Annotated in this window: 12 protein-coding genes and 1 pseudogene; 9 read left to right on the top strand and 4 right to left on the bottom strand. The window is 34.1% G+C overall.

Annotated features, from left to right (window positions below):
* Positions 1-356 precede the first annotated feature (356 nt).
* The 6 genes from AR685_RS11815 to AR685_RS11790 all read left to right on the top strand — a co-directional run bounded on the left by AR685_RS11815 (position 357) and on the right by AR685_RS11790 (position 13,146).
* Complete coding sequence (locus AR685_RS11815) at positions 357-3,173, top strand: type I restriction-modification enzyme R subunit C-terminal domain-containing protein (protein WP_228376434.1); 2,817 nt, start codon at positions 357-359, stop codon at positions 3,171-3,173.
* The gene (locus AR685_RS11810; RefSeq protein WP_059124697.1) at positions 3,173-5,332 is read left to right on the top strand and encodes a restriction endonuclease subunit S; all 2,160 of its coding nucleotides are present in this window, start codon (positions 3,173-3,175) and stop codon (positions 5,330-5,332) included. The genes AR685_RS11815 and AR685_RS11810 overlap by 1 nt, the downstream gene beginning before the upstream one ends.
* A gap of 24 nt (positions 5,333-5,356) precedes the next feature.
* Positions 5,357-7,021 carry a DUF262 domain-containing protein gene (locus AR685_RS11805; RefSeq protein WP_082671929.1) on the top strand — a complete coding sequence of 555 codons (1,665 nt, stop codon included), beginning with the start codon at positions 5,357-5,359 and terminating at the stop codon, positions 7,019-7,021.
* A 4-nt stretch (positions 7,022-7,025) separates the two neighbouring features.
* Positions 7,026-8,555, top strand: coding sequence for a class I SAM-dependent DNA methyltransferase (locus tag AR685_RS11800; protein WP_059124695.1), 1,530 nt, complete (start codon positions 7,026-7,028; stop codon positions 8,553-8,555).
* A 237-nt stretch (positions 8,556-8,792) separates the two neighbouring features.
* Positions 8,793-9,485, top strand: coding sequence for a hypothetical protein (locus AR685_RS11795; protein WP_059124694.1), 693 nt, complete (start codon positions 8,793-8,795; stop codon positions 9,483-9,485).
* A 295-nt stretch (positions 9,486-9,780) separates the two neighbouring features.
* Positions 9,781-13,146 (top strand): reverse transcriptase domain-containing protein, encoded by a 3,366-nt coding sequence (locus AR685_RS11790; RefSeq protein WP_059124693.1) that lies wholly within the window; start codon positions 9,781-9,783, stop codon positions 13,144-13,146.
* Between the two features lie 265 nt (positions 13,147-13,411).
* Here the strand turns inward: AR685_RS11790 and AR685_RS11785 are convergent, their stop codons facing one another.
* A complete protein-coding gene (locus AR685_RS11785; protein ID WP_059124692.1) occupies positions 13,412-13,663 on the bottom strand; it encodes a helix-turn-helix domain-containing protein in 252 nt (83 codons plus the stop codon).
* A 172-nt stretch (positions 13,664-13,835) separates the two neighbouring features.
* On the opposite strand from AR685_RS11785, the gene AR685_RS11780 reads away from it, so the two are divergent.
* From AR685_RS11780 to AR685_RS18270, 3 genes and pseudogenes are all read left to right on the top strand, one after another.
* A complete protein-coding gene (locus tag AR685_RS11780; RefSeq protein ID WP_059124691.1) occupies positions 13,836-14,651 on the top strand; it encodes an RNA polymerase sigma factor in 816 nt (271 codons plus the stop codon).
* Between the two features lies 1 nt (position 14,652).
* Positions 14,653-15,747, top strand: a complete 1,095-nt coding sequence (locus AR685_RS11775; protein ID WP_059124690.1) for a hypothetical protein — start codon at positions 14,653-14,655, stop codon at positions 15,745-15,747.
* Between the two features lie 121 nt (positions 15,748-15,868).
* A pseudogene (locus tag AR685_RS18270) lies at positions 15,869-16,114 on the top strand (XRE family transcriptional regulator); the annotation flags it as partial.
* A 472-nt stretch (positions 16,115-16,586) separates the two neighbouring features.
* On the opposite strand, the gene AR685_RS11765 reads toward AR685_RS18270, so the two are convergent.
* From AR685_RS11765 to AR685_RS11755, 3 genes are read right to left on the bottom strand one after another with little or no spacing between them, the layout of a single operon-like run.
* A complete protein-coding gene (locus AR685_RS11765) occupies positions 16,587-17,126 on the bottom strand; it encodes a hypothetical protein (RefSeq protein ID WP_131777620.1) in 540 nt (179 codons plus the stop codon).
* A gap of 5 nt (positions 17,127-17,131) precedes the next feature.
* A complete protein-coding gene (locus AR685_RS11760; RefSeq protein WP_059124687.1) occupies positions 17,132-18,604 on the bottom strand; it encodes an RHS repeat-associated core domain-containing protein in 1,473 nt (490 codons plus the stop codon).
* Positions 18,605-18,612: 8 nt separating this feature from the next.
* On the bottom strand, positions 18,613-18,864 hold the full coding sequence (locus tag AR685_RS11755) for a hypothetical protein (protein WP_059124686.1): 252 nt from the start codon (positions 18,862-18,864) through the stop codon (positions 18,613-18,615).
* Between the last annotated feature and the right edge of the window lie 118 nt (positions 18,865-18,982).

The raw sequence follows: 18,982 nt of genomic DNA, 5'->3' as shown, positions 1-18,982 counted from the left end.
TTATTTTATTTAAAATACTGATAACCAACATTTTTACAGTTTCAATTTCATTCGGTTTACTGGGGAAATCGGTGACAATGACCACCTGTTTTCAATTTTTCGTGAGCATATAATTTCAGTTTTAAACGACCATCAACTTTTCAATGATATAACGAATTTTTCAAACATCAAAAAATTAATAGTAGATGATCAGTATAAATCAAAACTAGATGGTCAATCATTGTAAATTTTGCAGATTACATTGTAAAAAATTTACTAAAAGCAATCTATAAAATATCTGATTTTTAGGATAAATGCTGTTTCCCGTAATTGTGAAAATAGTTTTTTTGGTTATATTTGAAAAAAACTGACTATCATTGACTAACCTTAACCAAAATCCAGAACAAAAAGCCCGCGACCAAATTGATGACATGCTGCGTTTGGCAGGTTGGCACGTGCAATCGAAAAACAATATTGATTTCAGTGTAGGATTGGGTGTGGCCATTCGCGAATACCAAACCAGCGTTGGTCCTGCAGATTATGTACTTTTTGTGAATCAAAAACCTTTGGGACTAATAGAAGCTAAAAAGGAAGATGAAGGTCATCGCCTTACAGTTGTTGAAGAACAGTCAAAAGAATATGCAACTGCTGATCTTAAGTTTTTTAAAAATACAGAAGGATTAAAATACATTTACGAAAGTACGGGCGTTGTTACCCGATTTACCGATTATACCGATCCAAAACCTCGTGGCAGAAATGTTTTTAGTTTTCATAAGCCGGAGACTTTGTTGGAATGGTCAAAACGTGAAAAAAGTTTAAGAGGAAGGTTTGCTGATTACCCCGTGTTGGATGAAACGAATTTGCGTCCGGCGCAGATTATTGCCATTAATAATTTGGAGAAATCTTTTAAAGGCAACCGACCAAAAGCATTAATCCAAATGGCAACGGGTGCGGGTAAAACTTTTACAGCAGCTACTTTTATCTACCGCTTACTTAAATTTGCAAAGGCTAAACGTATTCTGTTTTTAGTAGATACCAAAAACTTAGGGGAACAAGCCGAACAGGAGTTCAGAGCGTATCAACCACAGGATGATAACCGCAAGTTTACAGAATTGTATAACGTACAAAGATTGACGTCGAGCTATATCGCCGATGAAAGTCAAGTTTGTATTTCTACTATTCAGCGGATGTATTCTATTTTGCAGGGCGAAGAAATGGATGAGGATGAAGATGTAATCAATCCCAATGAAAATTCATCGTGGATAGAAAAACAGTTGGCAAAAAAAGATGCCATTCCGGTTGCCTACAATTCAAAAGTTCCTATTGAGCAGTTTGATTTTATTATTATTGATGAATGTCACCGTTCTATTTATAACCTTTGGAAACAGGTGTTAGATTATTACGATGCTTTTTTGGTGGGCTTAACTGCAACGCCCGATAAAAGAACCTTTGGTTTCTTTAATGAAAATGTTGTCAGCCAATATACATACGAAGAATCGGTGATTGACGGCGTGAACGTTCCTTACGATGTTTATTTAATAGAAACCGATATTTCCACCAAAGGAGCTTTGATAGAGAAAGGCTGGTTTGTGGACAGAAGAGATAAACTTTCCAGAGCCAAACGCTGGCAACAGGAAGATGAAGATACCGCTTATCTGCGAAATGATTTAGATAAAAAAGTGGTTAACATCAGCCAAATCAGAACGATTATTACGGCTTATAAAGAAGCGTTGCGAAAAGATATTTTCCCAAATCGTTTTGATGAAAATGGTGAATATGAAGTGCCTAAAACTTTAGTCTTTGCCAAAACCGACAGCCACGCCGATGACATCATCAATATCATCAGAGAAATATTTGACGAAGGCAATGATTTCTGTAAAAAGGTAACGTATAAAATAGAAGAAGACCCAAAATCGGTGCTAAACCGTTTTAGAAACGACTATTATCCACGTATTGCCGTTACGGTAGATATGATTGCGACCGGAACCGATGTGAAACCTTTGGAGGTGTTGCTGTTTATGCGGGATGTGAGAAGCATCAATTATTTTGAACAAATGAAAGGACGTGGTACCCGAACCATTTCTGCCGATAAATTAAAACTTGTCACCAAAACTGCCGATGCTAAAACACATTTCGTGATTGTAGATGCAGTAGGTGCCACAAAATCTAAAAAGACCGACAGCCGTCCGCTGGAACGTGCACCAACCATTCCGTTAAAAGATTTGTTGCAAGCCGTAACAATGGGTGTGCAGGAAGAAGATGTGTATCTTTCTTTGGCTAACCGACTCATCCGTTTGGAAAAGCAGTTGACTGATGCCGAAAAAGAAAAAATACAGGAACTCGCAAAAGGCAAAAGCTTAAAACAGATGACCCGCGAACTGATTGAAGCTTTTGATGCCGATGTGATTGCCGATAAAGCAAACGCAATGATTGCACAAATCCCGATTGATGAACGTACACCTGCAAAAGAAGCAGAAGCCAGAGCAGAAGCTCAGGAAACTTTACTGAAAACAGCTTCACTCACTTTTAATGGCAAACTAAACGACCATATCGATAATGTGCGCAAACAGCACGACCAGATTATCGACCATATAAATTTGGATGAAGTAACCAAAGCAGAATGGGACACCGAATCGGTGGACAAAGCCAAAGCCTTGATTAATGATTTCAGCGAATACCTGAAAGCCAATAAAGACGAGATACAGGCACTGAGTATTTTCTACGACCAGCCTTACAACCGCCGCAACATTACTTTTAAAATGATAAAAGAAGTAATGGATAAACTGAAACTGGAAAAACCGCTGTTGGCTCCGGCTCACGTTTGGAATGCTTATGCGGGTATAGAAGAAGTGAAAAGCGACTGCCCGAAAGATGAACTGACGGCATTGGTTTCTTTGATTAGAAAAGTGTGTGGCATAGATGAAGAACTGAAACCTTTTGACAAAACCATTGACGAGAATTTTAAACGTTGGATATTTGCACAAAATGCCGGACAGCACAACCGCTTTAGCACCGAGCAAATGGAATGGCTGCGAATGATAAAAGACCACATTGTAAGTTCGTACCATATTGAGCTGGATGATTTAGATTATAACCCGTTTGACAGCAAAGGCGGAAGAGGAAAAATGTACCAATTATTTGGTAATGAAATGGACAGTATTATTAATGAATTAAATGAAGCTTTAGCTGCGTAATGAGAGAAGATTGGATAGAATGTACAATAAAGGATATTTCAAAGATAATAAATGGCGATAGAGGTAAGAATTATCCTTCAAGAACGCATTATGTTTCAAATGGTCTTCCATTTGTAAGTGCAGGGAACATAAATGATAGTAATAAGCTTGAAAAGAGCTCTTTGAATTTTATAAGTCAAGAACGGTTTGATTTATTAAAAGGAGGTTTTCTTAAACAAGGAGATATTTTATTCTGTATCAGGGGAAGCTTGGGCAAATTGGCAATATATGATTTAGATATTGACGGAGCCATTGCATCATCTTTAGTCATCGTCAGACGCCTTAAATCTGTTGAAGAAAAGTATTTATTATATTATTTGAGTTCTTTTAGTATCAAGCTTTTTATAAATGAATTTAATAATGGTACTGCTCAGCCAAATTTATCTGCTAAAGATTTTTCAAATTTTAAGTTTCCTTTACCACCCCTTCCCGAACAACGAGCCATTGTTAAAAAATTAGAAAGTTTATTTAGCAGTTTAGATGCCGGTGTTGCCGATTTAAAAAAAGCACAACAGCAATTAAAAATTTACAGGCAATCGGTTTTGAAAAAGGCTTTTGAGGGGGAGATGACGAAAGGTTGGAGAGAAAAAAATTCATATAATATGGATGATTTTTTACAGGAACTCAAAAACAAAAAAGTTACTGCAATAAAAGAAAAACTAATTTCTAAAGGAGATTATTTTCCAAATTACAAATTAGAGCAATTAAACTTTACTACACCGAATAGTTGGTTGAGTTTACCTTGGAAAACTTTAACTTCAAATAGAAAATATGCACTTAAACGTGGACCATTTGGAAGTGCTTTAAAAAAGGATTTTTTTGTTGAAAGCGGAACAGTTGTTTATGAACAAGGACACGCAATAAATGACGACCCATATAGACATAGATATTTCATTACACCTGAAAAATTTGAAGAATTAAAAGCATTTGCAGTTGGAGCGGGTGATTTAATAATAAGTTGTTCTGGTGCAACATTAGGAAGAATATGTTTACTTCCTGAGGATGCTGAAGTAGGTGTTATTAACCAAGCATTACTTAAAGTTGATTTAGACGAAGAGGTAATTCTTAAAAAATATTTCCTTATTCTGTTTAGGTCTGAAAGTTTTCAAAGATTAATATTCTCGAAAGCATTGGGAAGTGCAATGCCCAATATGGTTGGTATGGAAGAATTAAAAGAAATGCCAATTCCAATACCTTCAATATTAGAACAAAAAGAAATCGTCAAACAAATCGAATCCCGTTTATCCGTTTGTGATTCCATAGAACAAAACATCAAAGAAAGTTTAGTAAAAGCAGAAGCCTTGCGCCAAAGTATTCTTAAAAAATCATTTGAAGGTAATTTGCTAACCGCACAGCAATTGGCAGAATGCAAACAAGCTGCAGATTATGAACCTGCAAGTGTGTTACTGGAGCGGATAAAAGCGGAGCAGAATAAAGTAACGGCTAAACCAAGCAAGAAGAAAGTGACTCAACCTTTAGTTGTGGCTAAAATAGAAACTCCGGTTGCAAAAATATCGGCAGACATTCACGCAGGCTTGATAGCCAAAGTAATTAAGATTCACGAAGAAAATCCCGCATCAATTGATAACTTAAGTCACATCAAATGCGAAAAAATTGCACATTTAGTTGAGTACCATTTGCAGATTCCATTGGGCAGAAAACCTGTAAAAGATGCCGCAGGTCCGGATGATTATCCGCACCTGAAGAAAATAGAACACCGTGCAAAAATGGCCAATTATTTTGCCATACAAAAGAAAGAAATTGGCTATTCCTACTCTTCGGCAAAAAATTCAGATAAGGCTATTGACAAATTTCAGTCTGCACTTTCAGATGAAAAAAATAAACAGTTGGATGATTTAATTGCCTTGTTTTTAAAGTTTGATTTAGAAGTCTCAGAAATTATTGCCACCACTTACGCAGGATGGAACAATTTAATTCTTAATGGGAATGCAAATCCATCAGATGAGGAAATCGTTTATGAATCAAGAGAAAACTGGTCTGAACGAAAGTTAAAGATTGCAAGAGAACGCTTTTTCAAAGCGATTGACTGGATGCGTAAAAATGAAATAGTACCAACAGGTTATGGGGCGGTTGTTCCTTTCCCGAAAAAGAAGAAGTAAAAAACTAATAATAAAAACTAAACAATGAGTGAAGTAAAAGATATATTTAAACCTGATAATAAGACTATTAATCAAATATTCCGTGATAGTGATGCATTCTACCATATGCCTATTTACCAACGTCCTTATTCTTGGGATAAAGAAAGGGTTGAACAATTATGGTTTGATATAGTAGAAGCTTTTAAAAATAATCAAGAAGATTCGACTTTAGATAGCAATTACTTTTTGGGTTCTATCGTGGTGGTTAAAAATGCAAAAGGTTTTGAAGTGGTAGATGGACAACAACGTTTAACTACCTTGACTATATTGTTTTGCACACTAAGAGATATGGGACTGGATATTGCACCAAAATATAAGGCATTAATTGACGCTTGTATAAAAGATGCTATTGAAGATAAAGAAAGATTAGTATTAACAACACATTTAAACAATCAAGCTAATTTTGAAGAAACAGTTTTAAATGGAGTAAATCTTGGCGCATCAAAGAAAGAACTTGAAAATAATAGATTTCTTCAAAATGCATTATTTTTAAAAGATGTTATTAAGCAGTCTTTGAAAACAGATTCAGAATATTTCATAAATGATATAAATGCCTTTGTAGAATACTTCTTTAATAATGTGACGCTTATCAGAATTGTCTGTTTTGATGAAGGCTTTGCAATTAAGCTTTTTTCAGTCTTGAATGACAGAGGTCTAGACTTAACGCCTGCAGATATAATTAAAGCATATCTTCTTCAGCATTTGGATGAGACAAAGCGGGGAAGTTTTATTGAAGTTTGGAAAAGAATTGAAAATACAGCATCGCTTTCTGGGGAGTCGGTTCAAAGTATTTTTAACCTTTACCTGTACTTCCTAAAAGCGGAGAACCCAAGAAAATCTTTACAAGATGAATTAAAAGAACAGTTTAAAGGAAAAAATACTCAACAAATTATTTTAGATGTTGAAAAATATGCGAAGGTAGTACTGGAAATAAATTCCAATACAAAAGACAAAGACATTTCTTTATTGAGATATGTGAATCACAGCATTTATTGGAAAACAATTTTAGCTTCAGCTATCCATACAAATTATAATGATTTTGATGGGCTAAAACTCTTGTTGAGAAAATACTATTATCAAAGCTGGATAGCTGGTGGAACTTTAAACAGAATAAAGCAGACATCTTTTAATATTATAAGAAAAGTAAAAAATAATGAGCCTCTTGAGAATATTAAATCTGTGGTTAAAGAGAATCTTGATAAATATCAATTCTATACAGATTTCTTGAAAAATGAGAATATATATTGGATGAACTGGCATAAACCTCTTTTACTTGCCGTTGAATATTTTCAGCAAGATGACAGAGAATATATTCCCATTACTCGCGATTTACACACTGAACATATTTTACCCAAAGAATGGAATAGAGAAGATTTAAATTGGAAAGATAGTTTCACAATCGAAGATTCTTCAAAGTACCTTAATTCACTAGGAAATTTGACATTACTTTCAGGAGTTAAAAATATCCAAGCGAGCAATAGAAATTTTTCTGACAAAAGAGAAGTTTATAACGGAAAAGGTATAGATGGTAAAACTTCATTTGAAATCACTAAAGCTATTCTTGAAGATAATACGGAATGGACAATTGAGAAAATCCAGGACAGAGCCGATTGGATGGAAGGGAAAATAAAAACTTTGTTTGTAATTTAAGTATATGACAGAAGCAGCAATAGTATCAAAAATATGGAATCTGGCGAATGTAATGCGCCACGATGGAGTTGGGTATGGAGATTATTTGGAACAAATCACCTATCTGCTATTTCTTAAAATGGTGGATGAATTAAATAAACCACCTTACAACAGAAACCTGGAATTACCAAGACTGAAAGATGTAGAAGGCAAAGAAGTGGAAGGTGCCGAAGTTTGTTCGTGGGAGAATTTGACTTCAAAAAACGGTGCAGAACTAGAATCTTTTTACATTCAGGCATTACGTTCATTAGGTACAGAAAAAGGAATGTTGGGGCAAATCTATGTAAAGAGCCAAAACAAAATACAAGACCCATCCAACCTGCAACGAATCATCACGATGATTGGCAAAGAAGATTGGAGTTTAATGGGTGCTGATGTGAAAGGAACCATCTACGAAGGTTTGTTAGAAAAGAATGCAGAAGATACCAAATCGGGAGCAGGACAATATTTCACACCAAGAGCTTTAATCAGAACAATGGTAGCCTGTGTACAGCCTAAACCAATGAAAACCGTGATAGACCCAGCTTGCGGTTCAGGCGGTTTCTTTTTGGCAGCTTACGATTGGTTAACTGAAAACAATAAATTAGACAAAGACGAAAAGATGTTCTTAAAGAACAGTACTTTTCACGGCAATGAAATTGTTGCCAGCACGCGTAGAATGTGTCTGATGAACCTTTATCTCCACGGTATCGGTGAAATAGATGCAGAGCCATTGGTCAAATCTAACGATGCACTGATTGCAGCCGAAAGTCAGACTTACGATTATATTTTAGCCAATCCACCATTCGGTAAAAAAAGCGGAATGAACGTTACCAATGAAGATGGGGATATTGAAAAAGAAGATATTAGCTACAACCGTCAGGATTTTTGGGAAACCACGAGCAATAAACAGTTGAACTTTTTGCAGCACATCAAATCCTTAATGAAGATTGATGGTGAAGCAGCAGTTGTTTTGCCAGACAATGTTTTGTTTGAAGGTGGAGCCGGTGAGGAAATCAGAAAGCAACTATTAAAAACGACAGAACTTCATACCATTTTACGTTTGCCTACAGGTGTTTTCTACGCCAATGGTGTAAAGGCGAATGTTTTGTTTTTCAATAACAAACCTGCCAACAAAGACGCCTGGACGAAAGAAGTTTGGTTTTATGATTACAGAACCAATGTTCATCACACCCTAAAGAAAAAGCCATTAACGGAATCTGACTTATCAGATTTTGTTGAATGCTATAATTCTTCTAACATCCATAAACGTAAAGAAACGTGGAGCGAGGAAAATCCAGACGGTCGCTGGAGAAAATACAGTTATGATGAAATTGTTGCAAGAGATAAAACCAGTCTGGATATCTTTTGGGTAAAAGACCAAAGCTTAGCTGACTTGGATAATCTGCCAGATCCTGATGTTTTGGCATTGGAAATTATTGATAATATTGAAGCTGGATTGGCGAGTTTTAGGGAGATTTTGAGCGAGCTAGAGAAGAGCGATGAAATTAAGTAAGCAGATATTTTACCTATTCGATTTCAGATAAATCTTTTCGAAAAATATTTTAGATTTATTATTTATGATGCGTCTGTATTGATTCTATGTATTATGGGAGCATTCAAAGATTAGTATTCAATAGTAAATGCATATTTATAATTTGCATATATCGTAAAATATTAGAACAAAAGTGATAACCATATAAGTCAGCTTTATTCTAGAAGTATTTTTAAGTTTTAAAATAATTTATTAACCATGAAAGATATTAGAATTAAAGATTTAGTAACTTTTAGACGCCTCACTGAGAAACGTCAAAGTACTTTTATTAATAATTTGCAAAAAGAAAAAATTGCAAAAGAAAAAGAAGAAGGTTCAGGTGGTGACTATTGGGTACGAAGTATTAGTGCTTTAAACAATGCTTTTAGAGAAAATGATAATCGTTTTATCTCTGACAAGATTACGGATATCATAAATGATTATAATCCAAAATTAGATAAGGGAACTAAGGTAAAATACGATAGGAATTTGCAGATTTTATATAATTATGAAGATTTTGATTTTAGAAGTGTAACGCCTGCAGAAGAAATTGAAATACTTTCGAAAGCGAGAAAAAGCGGCGTCATTGAAATTGCAGCTTTGAGTTTAAAGGTAGAAACACATCATATCTATACTTTTTCTATTGATGAAAAAGAATATTTAGGAGCATTATTATTTGCAGCACAAAAAGAAGGTTATCAACCATCTGAATTGGGGATTTTCGCAGAAGCTATTTTTAATTTCTTAGATGCTAACTATGGTTCAAAATACATTATACATCCTTCATTCGTAAAGGTTGTTGGTGTGATGACGCATGGAATCGTTGATTATCAAATGGTATTAGATGGCGATTTACCATCAATCATATTACCTATTATTGAAAATATTAAGAATCTTAACAATAATATTTAAATAATTATGGGATTAACTTATAAAAAGGAGTTTGATGATTTCTGGGACAAGAAAGAACTGATGCCTTTGAAAAAATTGTAGAAGAAGAATCTTCGAATAAAGAAAAATTTCAGTAAATGATTGATAACTTTCTTTTTACATCCAAAATACCCAAAATGAGTGATGCTTTGAAACTCTTAGAAATAAAACCAAAACTTACGAAACAAAATATATTGGAAAAAGAATTATCCAAAAAGTTCAGGATTTTGGCGAGGTGTTTATTGATAAGGTGGCGAGTTAAATAAAACAAAAAACTATGAAGAATAATAACCTAATTGATGTTTTCACTCCTAGTGAAGTTTTTCTAGCATACAAAAAAGTTAAACATTTTTTTTATTATGATAATGCTAATTTATTAGAAAAAGAGAAATTAGCCAATTTTGAACAATCTGTTTTTTATGAAAGTATCCATACAGATTGTAAATCAGATTTTAGTACAGTACAGAATGCATTGTATGTCCGCATATTAGATTTTGTTGATCAGTATTTTAATTCTAAATCAGGAAGCTTAGAATTAAGTAAAAGGATAAGGCTCATAAAACTACCAAAAAAATTAAAAGATTCTAAACTAGATGTAATTACAAATAAATCAAATTCGGAAGAAAAATATGTAATTGAAAGAACAAGCAAGTTTGCTGATTTTCCAATTGAGGTACATATATTATCTGTTCTTTGGATTATGTATAGTGGTCGGTATCTTCAGCCTGATATTCATAATGCAAGTTATGCTAATGTATTAGATTTTGAGTTTTTGAATCACAAATCTGAACCTTCTGAAAATCTAAAATTGTTTAAACCATATTTTGTACAATATCAACTGTGGAGAGACTCTGCGATAAATAAAGCCGAATCATTATTAGCAGAAAAACGAGATGTAACGATTTTGAGTTTGGATTTAAAAGATTTTTTTCATTCTATATCACTAAACTTACAAGATGTCTTTGAAAAAATTGATTTAAATGTTAATAAAATATCAAGTGATAAAAATATTTTAGGTAAGATTAAAAATATTAATTCTATTTTTTTTAAAATTCATCATTCATATAAGTTAATTTTAGAAGACTATAAGAATACTAAATACGAAGTATTCTCTTTACCTGTTGGTTTAATATCTTCAGGTTTGCTTTCTAATTATTATTTAAGCGAATTAGATAATAGAATAGTTAATAATCTTAACCCCGCATTTTATGGAAGATACGTAGATGATTTAATGTTTGTTTTTTCAGATTTGAATAGCAATATAAATAGTAATTTAAATTCATCGATAATTTCATTTCTTAACAAAAATTTTGTTGAAAAGGAAATTCTTAATTTTAATATTGAAAATATTGATATTAAAAATATTTATTTTCGAAATAACAAATATGTTGAATATAAGGATAATATAAACTTAGCTGAATTAGATCAATGTATCTCTAAATTTAACATTTCGGATAGTCAATTAAACTCTTTTCTTGTAGATAATATTAAATTCAAAGTAAGTAATCTCGATGTAGATGCTTATGAAAGATACAATCAAGTTTTTAATTATGAAAATTTACAGGTTCAAAGCAGTAAAATTGTTTTACATTATTTAGCTCACAAAGAGTCCAAAGCAATTATAAATATATTCAAAAGAAAACTTGATAATCAAAGAAGTGAATTTCGTTTTTTACCCGATGAAGATGAAATAAGTGAAAAATTTGACGAAGAGGCTTTTGAATTGAAGTACAATGATTCAATTAATAAATTTAGAAGCATAAGTGATTTTTCAGAAAATAAATATGGCGCTTCTAAATTTTTAGCAAAAATGATATTTGCTAAAAGTTATGGAAATCAAGAATTTGATGAAGATTCGGACAACCAAATTTTAACATTTTTTAGAGGAGAGCTTGCCGTAAAGTTTTATTCTCTTTGGGAAAAAGTTGCAACTTACTTTATAGTTAGTAATCGTATAGATTATTTGGTTCAATTTAAACAAAACGTTGAAAATTCTATTATAAAAACGGAGTTTAGTAATAATATAGAAAGTAATAAATCTCAAAAAGATGTATTTATAGAATACCTCCGTGTATCACTTTCGATTCCTTTAGCGTTGAATCCTTCTCTTACAAGAAATATTAAAAATAACGGAGAGGACGAATATAACTTTTTTAAATCATGTGAAGAAACAGCATTTAAATTACGGGCTAGCAATTTATTTAGACATTCACTGATGTCGATTCCTGCTTGTAATTTAACAAACATTTTGTATACAAAACTAAGTTTACTTGAAAAGGATTTTAATTATTATGATTTTGAAAATCTGGGAAAAAAAAGTAAACAAAACATTGATAAAGATGAATTATTTCAGCTTTGTAAAAAATTATGCTATTTAGCACCGAATTACGTACAGTTTCACGAAGTAAATATTTTGAGAATAATAGATGTGGTTTCTAATTTTGATGATAAAAAGAAAGAAGTAGAAATTCCTGAGTTTAATTATATTTATCCGACTAATAATTCACAAGAAATTCAAGAAGATAAAAGCCTAAATGAAGACGTCGAACATATTATTAATAGAATTCCAGATGACAGTTTCAACCTATATTACTTTATAAATTATTCTTGGAAAGTAGGTTTCTCAATAAAAAAACGAGAAAAACTTAAGAATAAATATTTTCAGATTTCTGTGTTGAATTCAACGGGAAATATTCAAGCATTAAATATTGATATCAAAGGAGACAATCTTAAAGATGAAAAACTTAATGGAATTGATAAAAGTGTAGCAATTGCTAACATGAAGGTTCACTTGAGTGACATGTTTGCAAGTATTCATAATAACGCCAACGTTAAAAAAGATAGAAGAAAATTGGTTTTCAATTTAATAAATGATGCTGATAGAAGTAATGCTGATTTACTAGTTTTTCCAGAAGTATCAATACCATATTCTTGGATTAGATTACTTGCAGAAAGAAGTCATAAAAGATATATGGGAATAGTGGCAGGATTAGAGCATTGGGTAAATAAAAACAAGATTGTATTTAATTTTTTAGTGACAATTTTACCATTTAAAATAAATCATTATAATACTTCACTTGTTAAATTGAGACTAAAAAATCATTACTCTCATTCTGAAACACATTTAATTAAAGGTTATAGACTTAAGATACCTAATCAAGATAAAAAAGATTGTTTTAAGATGACATACGATCTTTTCCATTGGAGAAAGACCTATTTTTCAGTATATAATTGTTTTGAGTTAGCAGACATTTATCATAGATCTATTTTTAAATCTAAAGTAGATTTCATAATAGCTTCTGAATATAATAGGGATACGAATTATTTTTCAGATATAGCAGGAGCTTGGGTTCGTGATATTCATTCTTACTTTATCCAAGTTAATTCTTCAGATTTTGGTGACTCTAGAATTATCCAGCCAGCAAAATCTTATGAAAAAGATTTAGTTCAAGTAAAAGGAGGGATAAACTCTGTTGTCCTTATAGATAAACTAAAAATATCAGATCTAAGAGCTTTTCAATTTAAGGAGTATCATTTACAGAAAGATGATATTGATAAAGGTAAAACAGCACTTAAACCAACACCTCCTGATTTCGATAGAGATAATGTGAAAATTAGAATTAAGAATAAAAATTTTAGTTAGTAAAATCAATAAGCCTGATATAAGTTCAGGCTTATTGATTTAGGATATCCCCTAAAATAAGCAATAGCTTTAGTGGTTGTAAATTAAAAAAGCGCAACATCATCTAGATATTGCACTTTTATTATAAAATGGAGAATCTCTAAAATCCTTTCAAAGATTACAATTTCAATTATTCAGTTACCTAAACAAAAATTCCCCTGCTCCGAAGGGATGCCCCCTAGGGTGTAATAGTGTGGAAAAAAAACCAACTTCAGCTGGGATATATTTATTCTTCAATTTTATATTTTGTAATATCAAGATCGAAATCATATAATTCTTTTGGATGTACTTCTAAGGCGATAGAAAACTTCGAGATTGTTTTCAGGGTTAAATTGATTTTACCTGCCTCATATTTACTTATATCTGCGCTATCAATTCCTGTTATTAATCCTAAGGTTTCTTGAGTCAAAGCTTTTTGGTTTCTAATTGCCTTGATTCTTTTTCCTATACCAATTGTGAGATCCTTCAAAATGTCCATCGTAGCTTTATTTAAAGCAAAATGCAATAAATTCACAATATTCCTATTGGGATATATCCCAAGTGTTAAATAATTTGTTATATTTGTAAAACAATTTACAAGATTGTAACTGTACTATAGTTCAAAGAAATATAGAAGCAATTATCTGATTCTCGACTGGAAAACGCTGCTTATGAAAACAACAGACTCTTTGCCCCGAAAGTTGACCGATCTTCAGTTGTACGAGCTGCTGAAAAAAGGCAATCCGACCGCTTTGGAACACATTCATCTGCGTTACAAAAGACTTCTTTTCTGGCTTGGATGGCAAGTGCTGAAGGATGATTTTGTAGTGGACACTATTGTTCAGGATACATTCCTTAAATTGTGGCTGCACCGCGACACCATTGAAACGCCTGATCATATTACCGGATTTTTACGGTTTGTCATGAAAAGGGATTGTATCTCTTATGTTACTGCTCCCAGAAATAAATTCACCCGCTTAATGGCTTCTCTTGACAGTTTTGAGAATTATAAGGAGTATCTTGCGGGTTACGATCCTTTGAAAGATAAAGAGTATTTACATAGCCAAGAATCCGATCAAAACAAATTTGATGAAATCACAAAGGTTTTACCCGTTCTAAACCCCAAAAGAAAACACCTGATAGAACTCTGCCTTGAATATGGCTTTCAGTATAAACCCATTGCAGAAGCTATGGGTTGCAGCGTGACAGGCATTAGCAAGGAGATAAGCAAAGCCATAAATGAGCTTCGGAAAATTCTTAAAGTCACCTCGTTTGAGCAGCCGGAGGAAAAAGCTGCAATTAAAAAAGAGCAGTCAGAACAACTCAGCAGTCAGCAGCTGGAGATCATCAAAAGACGGTTTGAACAGAAATCTTCTTTTGCGGTGATTGCAAAAGAACTCAAACTACCGGAAAAAGAAGTGCATCGGGAATTTCTGTACGCCTATCAGCACCTGCAAAATCATAATCGATCTGAAATACTGCTGTGATATGGAAAAGTCTACGATAACCTTGACCAGGAAAATCCAACTGGTAATTGATGTTCCGTCTGAAGATAAAAGCCAAATGTGGGAGAAGCTATACCGGTATCAGAACCGCTGTTTCCGAGCAGCGAATTTGATTGTTTCCCATCTGTATGTACAGGAAATGATCAAGGATTTCTTTTACCTCACCGAAGAAATCCAATATAAGTTAGCTGATGAAAAAAAAGATGAAATGGGGATCTTCACCCGTTCGAAAACAAACACCACGGCACGCCTGGTCTTTGACCGTTTCAAAGGAGAAATCCCCACAGACATTCTGGGATGCCTGAACAATACAATTCAATCCACCTTTTCCAAAAACAAAGCAGACTACTGGCAGGGCTCAAAATCCTTAATGAACTTTAAAAAAGATATTCCCATTCCACTTCCGGTCAATTGCATCAGCAAAATGAAGTATGATCCTGAAAAAAAAGCGTTTAGCTTTAATATGTTTGCGATTCCGGTTAAAACTTACTTAGGAAAAGATTTCAGTGATAAACATTTAATCATGGAACACCTTTTAAAAGAAGAAATCAAGCTGTGCAACTCACAGGTCCAGCTGAAAGACGGTAAAATCTTTTGGCTAGCCGTCTTTGAGTTTGAAAAGGAAGACCACTGTTTAAAACCCGAAATCATTGCTGAAGCGTCCCTGTCATTAGAACATCCTATCGTGGTAAAAGCCAACAATGTGCGAATGAATATCGGCTCGAAAGAGGAATTCCTCTACCGCAGGCTGGCGATTCAGGCCAGTAATAAAAGGATTCGTGCCGGAGTCGCCTATTCCCGTTCAGGACATGGATCCAAACGGAAACAGAAAGCTCTGCACAAAACAGAGGATCTGGAAAACCGTTTTGTCAGTCATCATCTTCATCTGTACAGCCGTCAGCTGATTGATTTTTGCATCCGGCAGCAGGCTGGCACACTGATTCTTAAAGATCAGGAAGACAAAATCGGGATTGCAAAAGAACAGGAGTTTGTGCTTCGCAACTGGAGCTATTATGAACTGCAGACCAAAATAAAATACAAAGCAGAAAAAGCCGGTATCGAATTGATCATCGGATAGCTAAAAAAATGAGGGTGCTTGTAAACCCGTAGGGTGAGGTTTTTAACACTCACTAAATACCGGAAGCTCAATACTTTTGCCGGTGTATACAACGGCGTGGGTTTCTTTTTCTGTTTAAAGTATCAAGCAGAAAATACATGAGGGACGCACTATAAAACGTTTCAGAGAGATGCTTGGAATCAAGCAAGAAGCTTTAGCTCTAGACTTCGGGAATGGGATCAAAAGAAAATTTCTTTACTGGAACAAAGGGATGTGATTGGTTATTTGTGGTTTCAAAAAATCTGAAGTGTTAAAAATCCCTGTGGAAGCTTTCCAGAATTTTAATGATGAACAGACTATTAATATTATATCTAATAGTTTCCACGATGGCTATTCACTACAATTGGAAAGCTTAGTTCATAACACGTATAATTTGTATATTTCTAAACTTCTTTAATAAAAACTTATCTGTGCTAGAAAAAACCATAAACTCTAACCTCTTATAGTTAGCGTTTTCTTCTATTCAATGAGTACGAGTGGGAAGTTCGCACCAACTTGCGGTAAGACTTATACTTATTTAACAGCTCGAAGACGAAGACAAGCAAACTATTTTCCGACTCGTCGAAAAAAGGCTTACCAATAAAAAGTTTAAAGATTTTTTTGCTAAAAATGCAGCAGCTCTATAAAACACAAAAAACCTCGCAAATTGCGAGGTTTTTTTATTATCTGCCACACGATGCAATCGTGCGGGAGCGAGGGGGAGATTTTTTTATATTAAAAGGAACGAGCGAGACGCTCGCACCAGCGGGGGTTGGTTATATTAATTTTATTTTACTGCTTTTTATCTCAATTGCATTCATCTAATATATTTTCGATAATGGAACAAAACTTAAAACAAAAAATGTTAAGATTCCTATTATAATTCCAAAACTAATCCAAGCCCATTTACGTTTTACTTTTTTAGTCTCTTTATCAAATTCTTCAAAATATTTTAAATATTTTTCATTTTTAAATAATAATTGCTCATTTATAATCCAAGGGATAATCAAAAATCCTATTATAAAAATCCATTTATATGGATTTCCTGGCTGCCATACAAGTTGTATTAATGACTTTCCTAATATTGCCTGTAAAATATTAAACAATCCATATTCTAAAAATACTAATAAGCCTCCCATTTGAATTCCTGCCCAAATACTATGTAATCCAGACATTTTATTGTTAAAAATAATATCATCAGTAAATTTATTCATATCATCGATTCCTCCTTTAGCATAAAATTTTTTAATTGCAGGAATTTTATAGATTAGTCTAAAAGGGTCAATGTAAGATAACAATTTATACAATTGTTTTAAAAAATTAAAAATTGCATAATAAACATAATTCCAAATTCTTTCCATTTTTGTTATTTTATCCAATTTTCTGCTGCTTGTTCTGCATAATCACCACCATAAATTCCTCCAACTATTCCCCCAATTATTCCTCCAACTGCTCCTCCAATAGCTGTTCCTGGAGCAGCTCCTACTCCAAAAAATAGTACACCTATACCTCCTCCAATCGGAGCTAATATTTTAGCTCCTAACCAAGCTCCTGCAGCTGCTCCTGCCATACCTCCTGCAACACCGACAGTTGCAACCTGTGCATTTTTACCAAATTTTCCTTTGTCTTCATAAACTCCATATCCTATTTGGCCAGCACTAATAACATGTCCAACCACTCCTGCTCTTTTCGCATATTTTCCATACATTGCAGTAGTCCTTACATAGCTGCTTCTTAAACCTATTTGTGAATCTACAGCTCTCCCGGCATAAGCAACACTTCTTACATTGCCTAAATTATCAACCCATGAACCACTATTGTAAAATGCTGTTCTTTGCGCTGCAATATATTCATATGTTCCCCCCATTGCGGTAGATCCCCAATCTGCCCAATTTTTATAAGCATCCCAAGATGTATCCCCACTATTCCCAACGTTCACTCTATTTCTTGTCACACCTCCTATGGATCCGTCGTCAAGCATTCCGTTGGCATTGGCAGGGTCTAAGGTGTTCCAGTATAGATACCCATTAGCATTAGTAATACTAGAGGTTTGCCCAGACATAAAAGCTGCATACGCGGGAGTCTGTCCAAAAGTAGCGTAACTTCCTCCACCGCCGCCACCGCTGCCGCCGGCTTGGAAAGCCTTCATGTAACCAAATGGACTGTTACCTTCTAAAAATGACTGAAATGATCCAAATGTATGATCACCACCCCTCATCATAAAATCTATATAGCCACCTGCTGGAAAAAATGTCTCTACTGGATCCATTAGAGCCATTGCTTTTCTACCGTCAGGATCTATAAAACTTATCGGGTTATCTAGCGCATAATTATACGGATTTATTCTCGTTGTAGTTTCTGCGAGAGGATCAATTACGCCCCATCTTCCAATGTCAGCCATGTACATTCTGGCTCCAAAATCACTCCATCCGGTTTCCTTCTGAAACTCTTTACCGCTGTGCTCGTAATTATAAGCCGGATTACTTTGTAATGTATTCTCCTGCTTCATCCCGTAGGGGTAAAAGTTGCTTTCTTCAATGATCGCTGCTGCAGAACCGTTCTTGGTATAACTTAATCTGATGTTTCCTAAGTGGTCTGTATAATGGTAAATATACTTATTATTTTCAAAATTAAAATACCCTTGTGATGTCGGGACAAATTTTAAAACACCGTTCTCATACTGGAAGCCGTCAACGTAATCTCTGGTTACACCGGAACTTGTTTTTCTCGGCGCCCTGTAAAGGTATTGGATGGCATTGCTTTTTTGGGTAACAGTTGAAGGTAGGTCAAGCAGATTATAAGCGATATTCGAAATCCCTTTATCCTGCTGTATGGTCATGTTTCCATTCAAGTCATAATCAAAAGCACACCACCTGAAGGATAGCCTGAAAGATTGTCTTTGAAATCAGTTACAGTCTGAAGCTTATTGCCTACATAAGCATAAGTAAGATCATCGATCTCTTTTGCAGTTGAACCGATTCCTCCACCTGTTCTTTTCAGGGTACTGATGTTTCCTCCCAGATCATAGGTGAGAACTTCGTTGTAGAAATTATCTTTGGGCAGAGCAGCTCCCGGTTCGGTATAGACTCCCGAGGTCATTCGGTTTAAAGCATCATACCGATACGTATATTTCTTCTTTATCCCGTCCTGTGCACTGTTCCAGATTGCTTCTTCTACGTTTCCGCTTCTTTTTCCGGTGGCATTGCTTGCAGGAGCC

Origin of the sequence: Chryseobacterium sp. JAH (assembly GCF_001507335.1) — a bacterium.
Classification (GTDB): Bacteria; Bacteroidota; Bacteroidia; order Flavobacteriales; family Weeksellaceae; genus Chryseobacterium.
Note: the sequence above shows the minus strand (reverse complement) of the source record. Positions and strands in the feature narration are given on the sequence as shown.

Coding starts and splice junctions, on each gene's coding strand:
- AR685_RS11810 (WP_059124697.1), top strand. CDS start 3,173: ATGAGAGAAGATTGGATAGAATGTACAATAAAGGATATTTCAAAGATA.
- AR685_RS11805 (WP_082671929.1), top strand. CDS start 5,357: ATGAGTGAAGTAAAAGATATATTTAAACCTGATAATAAGACTATTAAT.
- AR685_RS11800 (WP_059124695.1), top strand. CDS start 7,026: ATGACAGAAGCAGCAATAGTATCAAAAATATGGAATCTGGCGAATGTA.
- AR685_RS11795 (WP_059124694.1), top strand. CDS start 8,793: ATGAAAGATATTAGAATTAAAGATTTAGTAACTTTTAGACGCCTCACT.
- AR685_RS11790 (WP_059124693.1), top strand. CDS start 9,781: ATGAAGAATAATAACCTAATTGATGTTTTCACTCCTAGTGAAGTTTTT.
- AR685_RS11785 (WP_059124692.1), bottom strand. CDS start 13,663: ATGGACATTTTGAAGGATCTCACAATTGGTATAGGAAAAAGAATCAAG.
- AR685_RS11780 (WP_059124691.1), top strand. CDS start 13,836: ATGAAAACAACAGACTCTTTGCCCCGAAAGTTGACCGATCTTCAGTTG.
- AR685_RS11775 (WP_059124690.1), top strand. CDS start 14,653: ATGGAAAAGTCTACGATAACCTTGACCAGGAAAATCCAACTGGTAATT.
- AR685_RS11765 (WP_131777620.1), bottom strand. CDS start 17,126: ATGGAAAGAATTTGGAATTATGTTTATTATGCAATTTTTAATTTTTTA.
- AR685_RS11760 (WP_059124687.1), bottom strand. CDS start 18,604: ATGACCATACAGCAGGATAAAGGGATTTCGAATATCGCTTATAATCTG.
- AR685_RS11755 (WP_059124686.1), bottom strand. CDS start 18,864: ATGACCTCGGGAGTCTATACCGAACCGGGAGCTGCTCTGCCCAAAGAT.